Origin of the sequence: Mesorhizobium sp. WSM4308 (genome assembly GCF_002294905.1) — a bacterium.
Lineage (GTDB): Bacteria > Pseudomonadota > Alphaproteobacteria > Rhizobiales > Rhizobiaceae > Mesorhizobium.
Genome location: NZ_NSFW01000009.1, coordinates 195,311 through 209,636 on the forward strand (window position 1 = coordinate 195,311; position 14,326 = coordinate 209,636).

Consider the following 14,326-nt stretch of genomic DNA (forward strand, 5'->3'; position numbering starts at 1 on the left):
CGGCAGCCAATCGGAGGTTCTTCATGCGCACATATTCTTTCCTGCCGGTGCTTTCGGCGCTGGCCGTTTCGACCGCGTTCCTGCTCGCTTCGCCAGCAATGGCCGAGGTGGTGAAGTACAAGGCAACGCTCGATGGCGGCCAGCAGAACCCGCCCGTCACCACCAAGGGCAAAGGCACCGCCACGCTCACCTTCGACACCACCAAGAAGAAACTCAGTTGGAACGTCAAATATTCCGGCCTTAGCGGACCGGCGACGGCAGCGCATATTCACGGCCCGGCTGCGATGGGTGCGAATGCTGATCCGGTCATCCCGTTCAAAGGCAAGCTCAAGAGCCCGATCAAGGGTTCAGCAACGCTGACGGACGCGCAGGCCGCCGACCTGGCGGCGGGCAACTATTATGTCAACGTCCACACCGCCGCCAACAAAGATGGCGAGATCCGCGGCCAGATCGAGGCGGCAAAGTAGCGGAAATCGCTTAAAAAGGGGCGGGCGACCGCCCCTTTTTTGGATCACGCCTTGTCGCGGATCTGCGTCATCGTGCGGGTTGGCGTGATCGCTTCGGGGTCGAGCCTGATTTCGACGATGGCCGGCTTGCCGCTGGCGCGGGCTCGCACGAAGGCCGGCGCGAAATCCGCCGTCTTCTCGACCGTCTCGCCATGGCCGCCATAGGCGCGTGCCAGCGACGCGAAGTCGGGATTCCTGAGATCGGTGGCGACGACGCGGCCGGGATATTCGCGTTCCTGATGCATGCGGATGGTGCCGTAAATGCCGTTGTTGACGACGATCACGATAATCGGCAGGTCATATTGCACGGCGGTGGCGAACTCCTGGCCGTTCATCAGGAAGCAGCCGTCGCCGGCAAAGGCGATAACGGTGCGATCCGGATAAAGCGCCTTGGCGGCGACCGCGGCCGGGGTGCCGTAGCCCATCGAGCCGGAGGTCGGCGCCGCCTGCGTGCCGAAACGGCGAAAGCGGTGGAAACGATGCACCCAGGTGGCGTAGTTGCCGGCGCCGTTGGCGAATATGGCGTCGTGCGGCAACTCCTGTTCCAGATAGGTCATGATCGGACCCATCTGCACGTCGCCCGGACCCGTCTGCGGCGGCGTCGACCATTCGAGATAGGCGGCATGTGCCTTGGCTGTCTCGGCTGACCAGGATGGCGTGCCGGCGGGCTTGCGCTCGGCAAAGGCCTCGACGAAGGCGGCGGGCGAGGCGTTGATCGCCAGCGTCGGCCGGTAGACGCGGCCGAGCTCGCCGGCGTCGGCGTGGACGTGCACCAGCGCCTGGTCGGGGTAGGGGCTTTTCAGCAGCGTATAGTCGGAGGAGGGCATCTCGCCCATGCGCCCGCCGATCAACAGCACGACGTCGGCCGCCTTGATCTGCGCCGCCAGTTTGGGGTTGATGCCGATGCCCACGTCGCCGGCGTAGTTCGCGTGAAGATGGTCGAACAGCATCTGGCGGCGGAAAGAGCAGCCGACGGCAAGCGACCATGTCTCCGATATGGCGCGCATGCGCGCAACCGCTTCCTCATTCCAGCGTGTGCCGCCGAGGATGACGAATGGTCGCTTGGCGCCGTTGAGCAGCATTTCCAGCGCGTCGAGTTCGGCCCCGCCGGGATAGGTCTCGACAGGCGTGTGGGGGAGCGCTTCCGGAGCCTCGACCTCGCTGGTCAGCATGTCTTCGGGCAGCGAGATGACGACCGGGCCAGGCCGGCCCGACGTCGCGACCGCGAAGGCGCGGGTGACGAATTCGGGGATGCGCGAGGCGTCATCGATCTCGATCACCCATTTGGCTATGTCGCCGAAGAACTTCTTGTAGTCCACCTCCTGGAACGCCTCGCGTTCCTTGGCATGGCTGGCAACCTGGCCGATGAACAGGATGAGCGGCACCGAATCCTGCATGGCGATGTGGATGCCGGCGGACGCGTTGGTGGCGCCGGGGCCGCGGGTGACGAAACAGATGCCGGGCTTGCCGGTCAGCCGGCCCTGGCAGTCGGCCATCATCGCGGCACCCCCCTCCTGGCGGCAGACGATGGTGCGGATCGGTGAATCGTGCAGCGCGTCGAGCACCGCCAGATAGGATTCGCCGGGCACGCAGAAGATGCGGTCGGTGCCGTTCGCTTCCAGCGCATCGACGATCAGTTGTCCACCGGTCTTCATTTCGCTGATCTCTCCAGTTCGGCAAGGATTTCGTCGGTGTGTTCGCCCAGGCGCGGCGAGGGGCGCTCATAGACGAGCGGCGTGCCGGACATCACCATCGGCGCGCGCACCGAGGGCAGAAGATTGCCATGGCCGTCGTCGAGGCCGAGCCGCATACCGCGCGCGATCGTCTGCGGGTCGGCGAACATCTGGCCGATCGTGTTGATCGGGCTCGCCGGCACGCTTGCCGCTTCCAGCCTTGCCAGCAGCGGGTCGCGATCGAGCGTGCTCAAGGCCTCGACGATGCGTTCGCGCAGCTTCACCCGGTTGGCGACCCGGGCCGGATTGGTGGCGAAGTCGGGATTGGTCGACAGTTCATCCAGCCCGACCGCTGCACAGAATTTGGCGAACTGACCGTCATTGCCGACCGCAAGGATAATGTGGCCGTCCCGGACCGGCACCACCTCGTAAGGCGCGATGTTCATATGCGCGTTGCCCATCTGCACCGGCGACTTGCCGGAGACGAGATAGTTGAGGTTCTGGTTGCCGAGCGCCGAGATCTGCGTGTCGAACAGCGCCATGTCGATATGCTGGCCTTCGCCGGTCCGCTCGGCATGGCGCAACGCGGCCTGGATGGCGATGACCGAATAGAGCCCGGTGAAGATGTCGGAGATGGCGACGCCGGCCTTTTGCGGCTCGCGGCCCACCTCGCCGGTGATCGACATCATGCCGGCCATGGCCTGGATGATGAAGTCGTAGCCGGCGCGCGGCGCATAGGGCCCGTCCTGGCCGAAGCCGGTGATCGAGCAATAGACGAGGCGCGGGTTGATCTTGCGCAGGCTGTCATGGTCGAGCCCGTATTTCTTCAGGCCGCCGAGCTTGAAATTCTCGATCAGCACATCAGAGGTCGCGACCAGCCGGCGCACGGTCTCGGCGCCCTCCGGCGTCGAGAAATCGATAGCGATGGAGCGCTTGCCGCGGTTGCAGGAATGGTAATAGGCGGCCGACAGGTTCTCGCCGTCATGGCTCATGACGAAGGGCGGGCCCCATTTGCGGGTGTCGTCGCCACCATCGGGACTTTCGACCTTGATGACGTCGGCGCCGAGATCGGCAAGCAATTGCCCGGCCCATGGCCCGGCGAGGATGCGGGCGAGTTCGACGACGCGGACGCCTTTCAGGGGTGGTTCGGCCATAAATCACCGTGATTGCCGCAATCACCATGATTGCCGCCAAAGCAGAGCCTCTATCAAGCCCGGCATCGGCTGTCACGGCCCTTGCAATAGGCCAACGGGCCGGTTCGAAAAGGATGCAGGTCGCTATTTCAGCACGTTGTCGGCCCAGGTGGCGAAATCGTTCATGATGATGTCGCGGTTCACCTCGTTCAGGCTTTCGTGGCGGGTGTCGGCGTAAACCTTTGAAACGAGATTCGAAAAGCCCATCCCACGCATGCGATTGGCAAGGTGGATGATGCCCTTGCCATGGTCCGAAGCGGGATCTTTCTCGCCGCCGACGACGGCGATGGGAAGGCCGCGCCGGACGCCGGCGAAGGCGGCATCCTTGCCGCCGTTGATCGCCATCGAGACCACGTCGCGCCACATCGACACGGAGGCATCCCAGCCGCACAGCGGATCGGCGATGTATTTCGCCACCTCGGCCTCGTCGCGCGACAGCCAGTCGAACGGCGTGCGGTGATTGGGCACCGCCTTGCCCCAGGCCTGAAAGGTGAGTTTCGGCAGCAGGCGGGACGGGACGTCGGAGCCCAGCCGCATCCGCTCCCAGGCGAGAATGCCGAGCGCTACCTGCCCAAGCCGCCCTTGTGAGAAATTGCCGTTCCAGATCGCGGCGGCATGGATGCGCGGGGAGTGCTCCAAAAGGTAGTTCAGCGCCACCGACGCGCCCATCGAATGACCGAAAAGGATGACCGGCAGGTTCGGGCATTCGCCGGCGATGAGATCGTGGATGGCATTGACATCGGCGATCACCTTGGCCGGGCCATCCTCGTCGGCGAATTTGCCGAGCGGCGCATCGGAGGCCTTGGTCGCGCCATGGCCGCGATGGTCATGGACATAGACGTGGAAGCCCCGCGCGGAGAGAAAATCGGCAAAGCGGGCATAGCGCGCGGCGTGCTCGGCCAGGCCGTGGTTGATCTGGACGACCGCGCGCGGCTTGCCTTCAGCGCGGCTGACGAGGAGATTGAGATCGGCGCCGGTCGGTGAGCGGACCATGCGTTGCTGATTGAAAGGCATGGCCGCCCGCTCTCCCCCTCGTTTTTATCGTTGTTGGCTTTGTTTGCGCCGCCGCCGGTTACGCGTCAATCCACAGCAAATGCTTTTGCGCGACGATGTTTCTTGCGTTCGACCCGCAAAATATCGCAATTCTGACATGGAGACAGCTTCAGTCTGTCGCCCACTTCTCAGCCGGGGATTTCTCATGCGCATTGGTGTCGTTTTCGGATTGGCTATGCTGGCGGTATCGCTGGCCAATGCTGCGCATGCCGAAGTCAAGATGAGCGGCACCTTCGTTGCCGATGCGGCCTGTCCGGCAACGCAAGCCATCAAGAACGGCAAGAACCCCGGCAACGTCTCGACCGATGCCGGACAGAGCTACCAGCTGCTTGCCGGCAACAAGGACGCGCCGACGCATTATTTGATCCTGGTGCCGGGCGCCGATCCGGAACGCCGCTGGGTGAAGGTCACTTGCGGCCATCTGGCGGGCAGCAGTGCCGCGACAGCGCCTGCGGCACCTGGCGGACAAGGCAAGCCGGCCGCCTCGGGGAAGCCCGAATATGTCTTCGCGCTGAGCTGGCAGCCGGCTTTTTGCGAGACCAAGTCGAGCAAGACCGAATGCAGGGCGCAGAACCCGAATGAGTTCGACGCCACCAACTTCACCTTGCATGGGCTGTGGCCGCAGCCGAACGGCAATTTCTATTGCCAGGTGGCGGCCAGCGACAAGGCCAACGACAATCCTGCTCACTGGAAGGATCTGCCGCCGGTCAATCTGGACGCCGGCACCCGTAAGGAGCTCGACCAGGTGATGCCGGGCACGGCCTCCCAGCTGGAACGGCATGAATGGATCAAGCACGGCACCTGCTACGGCAAGAACCAGCAGGAATACTTCTCCGACGCGCTCGGCCTGATGCGACAGGTGAATGCCTCGCCGGTGCGCGAGCTCTTCGCCAAGACCATTGGCGGCAAGCTGACGGCGGACCAGATCCGTGGCGCCTTCGACCAGGCCTTCGGCGCCGGGGCCGGGGATCGCGTGCGGGTGTCCTGCGTCATCGATCCGTCCAACGGCCGGCGGCTGATCGGTGAATTGACGCTCGGCCTTGCCGGCCCGATCAGCCCGAGCAGTTCGCTCAAGGACCTGTTGCTGGCTTCCGTACCGACCAACAAGGCCGGTTGCCCGATAGGCACCGTCGACGCGATCGGGTTCCAGTAGCACAGGCGGCTGGCCGGCATTGCGCGACAGAGAAATCCTCGATCAGAACTGCGCCGACTTGGTCCAGGCGATGGCGGCGTCCGGCTCATGGCCGCCGGGCTCGCCGACGACGCGGTCGCGTCCGGTCGACTTCGCCTTGTAGAGGCGCTGGTCGGCGAGGGCGAACAGATCGGCAAGACAGCGCGTCGTTTCGCTGACGGTTGAAACGCCGGCGCTGACGGTCAGCTCGAAGCGGCTGGCCACGGGCGATGCCTTGACGGCGTAACGGATGCTTTCGCCAAACAGCCTGGCGACCGGATGCGGGCGCGAACTGAGGATGGCGAACTCCTCGCCGCCGATGCGAAACACCTGGTCTTCGGCGCTCGCCACCTCGCGGAGCAGGGCCGCGATCGCTTTCAGCACCTTGTCGCCTTCGGCATGGCCGAAACGGTCGTTGATCGACTTGAAATGGTCGACATCGATGATCAGCAGGCTGAGAGGCCTCGCCGTGCGCAGGCTGAGCTCGACGGCGGCTTCACCGTCGGCGTCGAAGCGGCCGCGATGCAGCAGGCCGGTCAGGCCGTCGCGGCCGACATGCTCGACCAGCGCTTCATAGCGCTCGCGATAGGTCAGCGTTTCGAAAATGTCGGTCAGCCCGCGCGGCAGCGCAATATCGCGGGCCTCGAACCATCTGAGGTAGGCCACGAGCATGCCGCTGAAGGCCAGCGCCGCCGCCATCTTGGCGAACCAGCCGCCGAAGAAGACAGCGGTCGGCGCGCCGGCGACGAAATGAAGCGCGGTGAAGAAGCCCGCCTGGTCGAAGGTCAGCACGCAGGCGACGCAGATCAGGATGCGCGCGAACTGCGCCTTGCGCAGGGTGCGCCCAAGTCTTTCATAGAGCAGGACGATCAGGATGGCGTCGATGAACAGGAGGGTCGTGCCCCACACCATCAACCAGCCCATCTCGTCGATGAAGCCGATATCGGGCAGCTTGCCGTCGGGGAGCGGCGCTATGGCGTGCAGGCGCAAGAGCAATACCAGCCCGATCATCACCGCATTGCCGAGCAGCAGGCCATAGATGGGCTGGCGCACGGTGGCGGCGTCCTCCTTGATGTAGAGCAGGAGCAGCATCACCAGCTTGCCCGAAAACAGCACCGCCGAGCCCGGCGAGACCAAGCCGAACGGCAGTGCGACATAAAAGACGCTGGCGAGATAGGTTTCCAGGAAATGCATGACGCCGAGCGCGCAGACGAAGACGCCGAGACCAATGCGCTTGCGGAAGCGGAACAGCGTCACCATGACGCTGAAGTAGACGACCGCTTCGGCAAGGAGCAGGAAACTGTTCAGCACTGCCGTCGATCCGCTTTCTCTACTGGAATCGCGGCCAGCCAGCGATTCCACCCCGATCCTGTTTTGACGCGGAAGAGTTAACCGGAGATTTCAACGCGGTTCGTGAGCGCGGAAAACTTCGGTAGTCAGCACACACTTGCCCGTGTGTTCAGCCTGATCCGGCAAAAGCGATTGCCGTTCGCCGCCGCATCGCCTACATAGCGGCCAACCTCCATTCAAATCGACAATTCAGTCAGTTTTTCAGGGAAAGCGCGCGTGGCACGCCAGTTCATCTATCACATGTCCGGCCTGTCGAAGGCCTATGGCACCAAGAAGGTGCTCGATAATGTTCATCTGTCCTTCTATCCGGACGCCAAGATAGGCATTCTCGGACCCAACGGTTCGGGTAAGTCGACCATCCTGCGCATCATGGCCGGGCTCGACAAGGAGTTTCAGGGCGAGGCATGGCTGGCCGAGGGCGCCACGGTCGGCTACCTGGCGCAGGAGCCGCAGCTCGACAACTCAAAGACCGTGCTTGAAAACGTCATGGACGGCGTCGGCAGGAAGACCGCCATCATCGAGCGCTATAACGAGCTGATGATGAATTATTCCGACGAGACGGCGGACGAGTCGGCCAAGCTGCAGGACGAGATGGACAGGCTCAACCTGTGGGATCTCGAGCAGCAGGTCGAGATGGCGATGGACGCGCTGCAGTGTCCGCCTGGCGATTCCGAAGTGACCAACCTGTCCGGCGGCGAGCGTCGCCGCGTGGCGCTCTGCCGGCTGCTTCTGGAACAGCCCGACCTGCTTTTGCTCGACGAACCGACCAACCATCTTGATGCCGAGACCACGGCGTGGCTGGAAAAGCACCTGCGCGACTATCCCGGCTCGGTGCTGATCATCACCCACGACCGCTACTTCCTCGACAATGTCACCGGGTGGATCCTCGAGCTCGACCGTGGCCGCGGCATTCCCTATGAGGGCAACTACACCAAATATCTCGATGCCAAGGCCAAGCGCCTGATCCAGGAAGGCCGCGAGGACGACGCCCGTCAGAAGTCGATCTGGCGCGAGCGCGAATGGATCCAGTCCTCGCCGAAGGCGCGCCAGACCAAGTCGAAGGCGCGTATCAAGGCCTACGAGGAACTGCTCGAGCAGTCGCAGAGCCGCAAGCCGACCGACACGCAGATCGTTATTCCGTCGAGCGAGCGTCTCGGCAATGTCGTCATCGAGGTCGAAGGCCTCAACAAGGGTTTTGGCGACGAGCTTCTGATCGAGAACCTGTCGTTCCGGCTGCCGCCGGGCGGCATTGTCGGCGTCATCGGCCCGAACGGCGCCGGCAAGACGACGCTGTTCAAGACCTTCACCGGCCAGGAAAAGCCGGATGCGGGCACCGTGCGCATCGGCGAGACGGTCAAGCTCGGTTACGTCGACCAGAGCCGCGACGCGCTCGATGCCAACAAGACCGTGTGGGAAGAAATCTCCGGCGGCGCCGAAATCATCAAGCTCGGCAAGCACGAGATCAACAGCCGCGCCTATTGCTCGTCCTTCAACTTCCGCGGCGGCGACCAGCAGCAGAAAGTCGGCAACCTTTCGGGCGGCCAGCGCAACCGCGTGCATCTGGCCAAGATGCTGAAGGGCGGCGGCAATGTCCTGCTGCTCGACGAACCGACCAACGACCTCGACACCGAAACTCTGGGAGCACTGGAAGACGCGCTCGAAGCCTATGCCGGCTGCGCCGTCATCATCAGCCACGATCGCATGTTCCTCGACCGCATGGCGACGCACATGCTGGCCTTCGAAGGCGACGCGCATGTAGAATGGTTCGAAGGCAATTTCGAGGAATATGAGAAGGACAAGCTGCGCCGCCTCGGTGCGGAAGCGGCAGCGCCGCACCGCATGATGCACAAGCGGCTGACGCGGTAGGGGATCACTAGGGCGGTGAATTCTCAAAGCCACATGAGGAGTTCAAATGGCTGATTGGTCCGCCGCCCAATATCTGAAGTTCGAGGATGAGCGCACGCGGCCGGCGCGCGATCTGGCCGCGCAAGTGCCGGTCGACTTCCCGCGCCGGGTCGTCGACATAGGCTGCGGGCCTGGCAATTCGACCGAGCTTCTGGTCGAGCGCTGGCCGGATGCGCAGGTGAGTGGCTTCGACACCTCTCCCGACATGATCGAGAAGGCGAGGGCACGCCTGCCCAATGTCAGTTTCGACCTGGCGGACGCGTCGACATGGCAGGCGGCCGAACCGGTCAATGTGATCTTCGCCAACGCGGTGTTCCAGTGGCTGCCCACGCATCCGGCGGTGTTCCAGCGGCTGATGGGCTTTCTGGCGCCTGGTGGCGCGCTGGCCGTCCAGATGCCGGACAACCTGCTTGAGCCTTCGCATCAAGCGATGCAGGAAACCGCCGCCGAAATGCCGTTCGCCGACAAGCTCAAGGGTGCGGCGCGCGGACCGTTGCCGCCGGTGTCGTTCTATTACGACCTGCTGTCGCCGCTCTCCGACCGGCTGGATATCTGGCATACGGCCTACAACCATCCCCTGGCCGACGCCGAGGCGATCGTCGAATGGGTGAGATCGACCGGGCTGAAGCCGTTCCTCGATCCGCTGGACGCCGACGAGCGCAAGATGTTCCTGGATGGTTACACGGCCAAGGTCAAACAGGCCTATCCCAGAATGGCGAACGGCAAGGTGCTGCTGCGCTTCCCGCGTATCTTCATTGTCGCCAAGCGGGCCGGCTAGATTATCCGCTTCGCCTGCGGTCGATTGCCGTGGCTTGAGCCGGTTTCGCCGTCATGCCCGATTCACCGCGTGGGGCCATGATGGCCGCACGGCAGGGGGAATGATGAGTTTGAAAAGATTGCTTTATGGCGGCGGCGTGTGCGCGGCCGCCCTCGTGGCGTTCTCGGTTTCGGCGCAAGCCAAGCGGGCGCGCTGCTTCACGTCGGATGATGGGTATTTCCCGTGCAGCTACCGCACGATCGATGATGCCGGCAGTTTCCGGATATCGGCGCCGGGTTACCCGACCTATGTGCTGGAGATCGACGGGCCGGGCTTTGCCTATGGCTATGTCAATCTCGGTCGCCGCAACGTGCCGCTGCCGGGGCAGTTCGTGCGCAGCCGTGACGACGGCGCCTGCTGGAACAACCCGCAGACCAACACCAAGCTGTGCGCCTGGTGAAATCCCGGTTCAAGTCCGCCTCAACATTTGGTTTAAGCCGGCGTAAACCGGCCGGATGAGAAAAGTGTTGCGCCGAAGCGTTTCGGCGCCCACATGAAGCCGCAACGCCTGCGGATGGGACGGACTGAAACATGCATCGCGTCATCATCAGCGGCATCGGCGCTGAAATTCCTGAAGCTGTCATCACGAATGAAGAACTGGTCGAGAGCTTCAACAGCTGGGTCGACACGGAGAATGCGCGCCGTCAGGGCACCGGAGAGGCGCTGCTGCAGAAATCCGACAGCGACTTCATCGTCCACGCCTCGGGCGTGAAATCCCGTCATGTCATCGAGCGCGAAGGCATTCTCGACCCGACCCGCATGACGCCGCGCATTCCCGCGCGACCCGACGATGCGCTGTCGCTGGAGGCCGAGTTCGGCATCGCCTCGGCCAGGAAGGCGCTCGACCATGCCGGACTTGAACCGTCCCAGATCGACCTGATCATCTGCTCGGCCTCTCACCACCAGCGGCCCTATCCGGCGATCGCAATCGAAATGCAGGAAGCGCTGGGCACCACCGGCGCCGGCTTCGACATGGGACTCGGCTGTTCGTCAGCGGCGGCCGCGCTTCACATGGCGGTCAATCTGGTGCGCTCGGGCGCGCACAAGCGCATCCTGGTGACCACGCCGGAAATCATCACCGGACATCTCAATTTCCGCGACCGGCAGACGCATTTCATCTTCGGCGACGCCTCGGTGTCGATAGTTGTGGAGGGGCTTGCCCAGGGCGACAAACGGCCGGGGCGCTTCGAGGTGCTGGACACGCGGCTGTGGACGCAGATGTCGAACAACATCCGTACCAATCTCGGCTACCACACCCGCACCGCCCAGGATGATCCCTACATGATCAATCTGGAAGGCAATCTGATCAAACAGGTCGGCAACAAGGTGTTCAAGGAAGTCACCGTCGCCGGCCAGAAATTCATCGTCGAATTCCTGGCCGAGCACGGACTGACGCCGCAGGCGATCAGGCGCTTCTGGCTGCATCAGGCCAATGCGCGGATGAATGCGATGATCCTGAAACTGTCGTTCGGCCACGATGTCGATAACGATCGCGCGCCGATGGTACTGGAGCGGCTGGGCAACACGGCGGGCGCCGGCGCCATCGTCGCGCTGTCGGAGAACCATACCGACATGAAACCCGGCGATTTCGGCTTGATCTGCGCCTTTGGCGCGGGGTATTCGATAGGCGGCGCGCTCATCCGGATGCTTTAACGTGCGCCGATATTCAGGTGATGCCGGCCTGCAAACGAAGGCTTTCTGCGCTTCCGGCCTTCGCCGGCCGAAGCAGTCATGAGTGGTCGTGCAGTTAAGGCTGCGGCCGGCGTAGGCCGGTGCTAACGGACTTAAGTGCGCTCCGCTCCGGTTCTCGAAAACCATCTCGTTTGGTCGCTTCGCACCGTTTTCCACTGCCGTTCAGCCTGACTTGACCCTCGCACAGCCTGTGTCGGGGGTATCCGAGCTTGGATCAACGCGATCCCGTTTCCAGAAAAGGAGAGTTGCAATGGTCGATGCCCGATGCAGTTGCGGTGCCCTCATGCTGACGCTGGCAGGACCATCAAAACTGGTTGTCGCCTGCCACTGTCTCGACTGCCAGCGCCGAACCGGGGCCCCCTTCGGCGTCGGCGCCTTTTATCCGGCCGAGGCCGTTGCCATCTCCGGAACCGCGAAGGAATTCACCCGCGATGCGGCAAGCGGCGGGAAGGTGCACAACTACTTCTGCCCCAACTGCGGCTCGACGGTCTATTGGAAAGCCGACAGGCTGCCAATGATGATCGGCGTCGCCGTCGGGGCGCTGACCGACCCGAACTGTCCGCCGCCAGTCCGGTCGATCTTCGAGCAATCGAAACATGATTGGGTTCAAATCGACGGTGCCGTCGAGCATTTCCGGCAAGGCAGCGGGGCGAAAGAATCGGGCTGAGCTGTCGTACCAACGCACCTTGGCGTGTCAGGCCGGCGTAAAGGGAACCAGCATCGGCACCCGCCGCGCGTAGTCGTCATAGGCGGGGCCAAGTTCGCCGCGCAAGAAGCGCTCCTCGAGTCTTGCCTTCATGACGATGCCGATGGTGAGCAGTGCGACACCTGCAATGCCCCAGACAGTGCCTTTCGCCATCATAGTGGCGAGGAGCGCCAGCAGCAATCCTGTGTAGATCGGGTGGCGAACGAGGCCGTAGGGGCCGGTATCGACGACGCGGTGGTCTGCCTTGGCGGTGACCGAGGCCGACCACAGCCTGCCCAAATGAATACGCGCCCACCACGAGAAGATGAGACCGATGGCGATCAGGGCAATGCAGGCCCAGGCCTCGGCCAGGGTCGGAGTCCACAATCTCAACCTGCCTTCATAGCGGTGCGCCGGGACGAACAGCAGGACGGTGCCTGCCAGCCAGAAGATGCGATAGCGGACCTCTGCGCCGATGGTGGCGCGTTTTTGAGCCGGATCAGCCCACATGGCGGCCGCAATCCAGGTGACGACCCAGATCAGCCAGAGCAGCGCGATTGCCGTCGCGGGGCGCATGAGAACCTCCACAGTGTCTCGCCAACATGAAAGCGATCCGACGCGGCGGCAATGCGGCACCAATTCCATTTCCGGTAAGAAGATCGTGATCCTTCGCCTTATTGACCCGAGCAACTGAACATCCACTGCACGCCATAGGCGTCGACCAGCATGCCGAAGCTGGTTCCCCAATATTGCCGCGCCAGGGGCACGGTGATGCGGCCGCCGGCAGCCATGCGGGAGAAAAGCTCCCGCATGGCTGCCAGGTCGTCGAATTCCAGCATCATGGCAGAGCCTTTCATCGGCTCGGCATCATCATTGTCGGAGGCATGGAACAGCACGCCCGGACCTTCGAAGCGCGCATGCAGGATTTTTCCGCGCATGGTTTCTGTTCGCACCGGCATGCCGTTATCGCCCCAGCGCAGCAGGATGGTTCCCCGGCCAAGGCCGCACTGTTCGTAGAAAGCCAGTGCCGGCTCGCAGTTGGTGGTGAAGAACAGCGAAGGGGAGAGCCGCATCACATCTTCCCTGTGAAATCAGTGCGCGGCGGCGGTGGCGGCGGCAATGAGTGCGTCGCCGGTATATTGCCTGTCGCCGATGCCCCAGCCGCCGTCGGGCGCGTTGACGATGTTTATCCAGGTGTTTTCGGGCTTGTGCCCGGCCACGCAGAGTTCGGCGACGATGCCGGCGGCCGTGGTGATGAAGGCGTTGCGAGCCTCGATCGAGCCGAGGGCGATATTGGGCAATTTCAACTCCACCATCACGACAGGCCTGTTGGCGCCGCCGGCATAGATGTGGCGCGACGGCAGGATGTGGACCGTGCCACCGACGATGGCGGTGAAGAACGCATTGCCGGTGGCGCCGGAAGCTTCGATGAGGGCGGCGCTGAGGCGCGGCAGGATCTCGCGCTCTCCGGCCTCTGTCAGTACGCCTTCTGGCGCGGTCACGGTGATGGGCATTTGGTCTCTCCTTGTCCTTCGGCTGCACTGCCTTGCCGGAAGATCCTCTTCCGGCTTGCCATGTTTCGTATCAATTGTTACGTTGTGCACAACGAGCAAGTCAACAGGTTTCGTATCGATCACTATGGATAATTTGGAAAAGGCCCGGGGTGGTCGTCCCCGCGCGTTCAATCCCGTCCGCGCGCTGGATGCGGCGATGCATCTGTTCTGGGAGCATGGCTATGAGGCGACGTCGCTGGCCATGCTGCGTGAAGCGATGGGGTTGACGCCGCCGCAGATCTACAACGCCTTCACCGACAAGGAGACCTTGTTCCGCAGGGCGCTGACGCGCTACCACGAGACGGAGATCGGCTTTGCGCTGGACGCGCTGAGCGCGCCGGTGCCGACGCACGAGGCGATCCGGCTGCTGCTGCTGGGCGCGGCGGAGGCCTATTCCAGGCCCGGCAAGCCGGGCGGATGCCTTTTCGTCAGCGGTGCGCTGGCGGCCTCGCCGCAGGCGCAGGCGATTGCCGATGAACTCAAGTCCTATCGCAAGGCGAGCGAGGCGGCGATCGCGGAGCGCCTCGCCAAAGGCCAAGTGGCGGGCGACCTGCCGGAAGGCTTCTCCGTCGAGAGCTTCGCCAAATATATCGCCGGCGTCATGAACGGTATGTCGATCCAGGCGCGGGACGGCGCATCGGCCGAAGAGTTGCGCATTATGGCCCAAACCGCTCTTGCGGCCTTGCCGCCCGAAGAGCAAAAACGGGGAGCATGATTCAAGGACGGAA

The 14,326-nt window shown here is 63.4% G+C and carries 15 protein-coding genes; 8 read left to right on the top strand and 7 right to left on the bottom strand.

What is annotated here, in order from left to right:
- The first annotated feature begins 23 nt into the window (after positions 1-23).
- On the top strand, positions 24-467 hold the full coding sequence (locus tag CK227_RS18525) for a CHRD domain-containing protein (RefSeq protein WP_095773903.1): 444 nt from the start codon (positions 24-26) through the stop codon (positions 465-467).
- A 44-nt stretch (positions 468-511) separates the two neighbouring features.
- Here the strand turns inward: CK227_RS18525 and CK227_RS18530 are convergent, their stop codons facing one another.
- The 3 genes from CK227_RS18530 to CK227_RS18540 form a co-directional block, all read right to left on the bottom strand.
- Positions 512-2,161, bottom strand: a complete 1,650-nt coding sequence (locus CK227_RS18530) for a thiamine pyrophosphate-binding protein (protein WP_095773904.1) — start codon at positions 2,159-2,161, stop codon at positions 512-514.
- Positions 2,158-3,333 (bottom strand): CaiB/BaiF CoA-transferase family protein, encoded by a 1,176-nt coding sequence (locus CK227_RS18535; protein ID WP_095773905.1) that lies wholly within the window; start codon positions 3,331-3,333, stop codon positions 2,158-2,160. Before CK227_RS18535 ends, CK227_RS18530 begins: the two co-directional genes overlap by 4 nt.
- A 123-nt stretch (positions 3,334-3,456) precedes the next feature.
- On the bottom strand, positions 3,457-4,386 hold the full coding sequence (locus CK227_RS18540; protein WP_095773906.1) for an alpha/beta hydrolase: 930 nt from the start codon (positions 4,384-4,386) through the stop codon (positions 3,457-3,459).
- A 184-nt stretch (positions 4,387-4,570) separates the two neighbouring features.
- On the opposite strand from CK227_RS18540, the gene CK227_RS18545 reads away from it, so the two are divergent.
- Positions 4,571-5,578, top strand: coding sequence for a ribonuclease (locus CK227_RS18545; protein ID WP_095773907.1), 1,008 nt, complete (start codon positions 4,571-4,573; stop codon positions 5,576-5,578).
- Between the two features lie 42 nt (positions 5,579-5,620).
- Here CK227_RS18545 and CK227_RS18550 read toward each other — a convergent pair whose 3' ends face one another.
- Positions 5,621-6,907 (bottom strand): GGDEF domain-containing protein, encoded by a 1,287-nt coding sequence (locus CK227_RS18550; protein WP_095773908.1) that lies wholly within the window; start codon positions 6,905-6,907, stop codon positions 5,621-5,623.
- 255 nt (positions 6,908-7,162) lie between these two features.
- Between CK227_RS18550 and ettA the strand changes: the two genes are divergently transcribed.
- The 5 genes from ettA to CK227_RS18575 all read left to right on the top strand — a co-directional run bounded on the left by ettA (position 7,163) and on the right by CK227_RS18575 (position 12,027).
- Positions 7,163-8,812, top strand: coding sequence for an energy-dependent translational throttle protein EttA (gene ettA, locus CK227_RS18555; protein WP_095773909.1), 1,650 nt, complete (start codon positions 7,163-7,165; stop codon positions 8,810-8,812).
- Positions 8,813-8,858: 46 nt separating this feature from the next.
- Complete coding sequence (gene tam / locus CK227_RS18560) at positions 8,859-9,629, top strand: trans-aconitate 2-methyltransferase (RefSeq protein WP_095773910.1); 771 nt, start codon at positions 8,859-8,861, stop codon at positions 9,627-9,629.
- A 103-nt stretch (positions 9,630-9,732) separates the two neighbouring features.
- Positions 9,733-10,068: a hypothetical protein gene (locus CK227_RS18565; protein ID WP_095774030.1), complete on the top strand. Its 336-nt coding sequence runs from the start codon at positions 9,733-9,735 to the stop codon at positions 10,066-10,068.
- Between the two features lie 131 nt (positions 10,069-10,199).
- Positions 10,200-11,321, top strand: coding sequence for a beta-ketoacyl-ACP synthase III (locus CK227_RS18570; RefSeq protein WP_095773911.1), 1,122 nt, complete (start codon positions 10,200-10,202; stop codon positions 11,319-11,321).
- Between the two features lie 289 nt (positions 11,322-11,610).
- The gene (locus CK227_RS18575) at positions 11,611-12,027 is read left to right on the top strand and encodes a GFA family protein (RefSeq protein WP_095773912.1); all 417 of its coding nucleotides are present in this window, start codon (positions 11,611-11,613) and stop codon (positions 12,025-12,027) included.
- A 27-nt stretch (positions 12,028-12,054) separates the two neighbouring features.
- Here CK227_RS18575 and CK227_RS18580 read toward each other — a convergent pair whose 3' ends face one another.
- The 3 genes from CK227_RS18580 to CK227_RS18590 form a co-directional block, all read right to left on the bottom strand.
- Entirely contained in the window at positions 12,055-12,621 is a 567-nt protein-coding gene (locus CK227_RS18580; protein WP_095773913.1) for an isoprenylcysteine carboxylmethyltransferase family protein, read from the bottom strand.
- 98 nt (positions 12,622-12,719) lie between these two features.
- Positions 12,720-13,118, bottom strand: a complete 399-nt coding sequence (locus tag CK227_RS18585; RefSeq protein WP_095773914.1) for a glyoxalase/bleomycin resistance/extradiol dioxygenase family protein — start codon at positions 13,116-13,118, stop codon at positions 12,720-12,722.
- Between the two features lie 18 nt (positions 13,119-13,136).
- Complete coding sequence (locus CK227_RS18590; RefSeq protein WP_095773915.1) at positions 13,137-13,559, bottom strand: hypothetical protein; 423 nt, start codon at positions 13,557-13,559, stop codon at positions 13,137-13,139.
- Between the two features lie 196 nt (positions 13,560-13,755).
- Between CK227_RS18590 and CK227_RS18595 the strand changes: the two genes are divergently transcribed.
- A complete protein-coding gene (locus CK227_RS18595; protein WP_245433483.1) occupies positions 13,756-14,313 on the top strand; it encodes a TetR/AcrR family transcriptional regulator in 558 nt (185 codons plus the stop codon).
- Positions 14,314-14,326 lie beyond the last annotated feature (13 nt).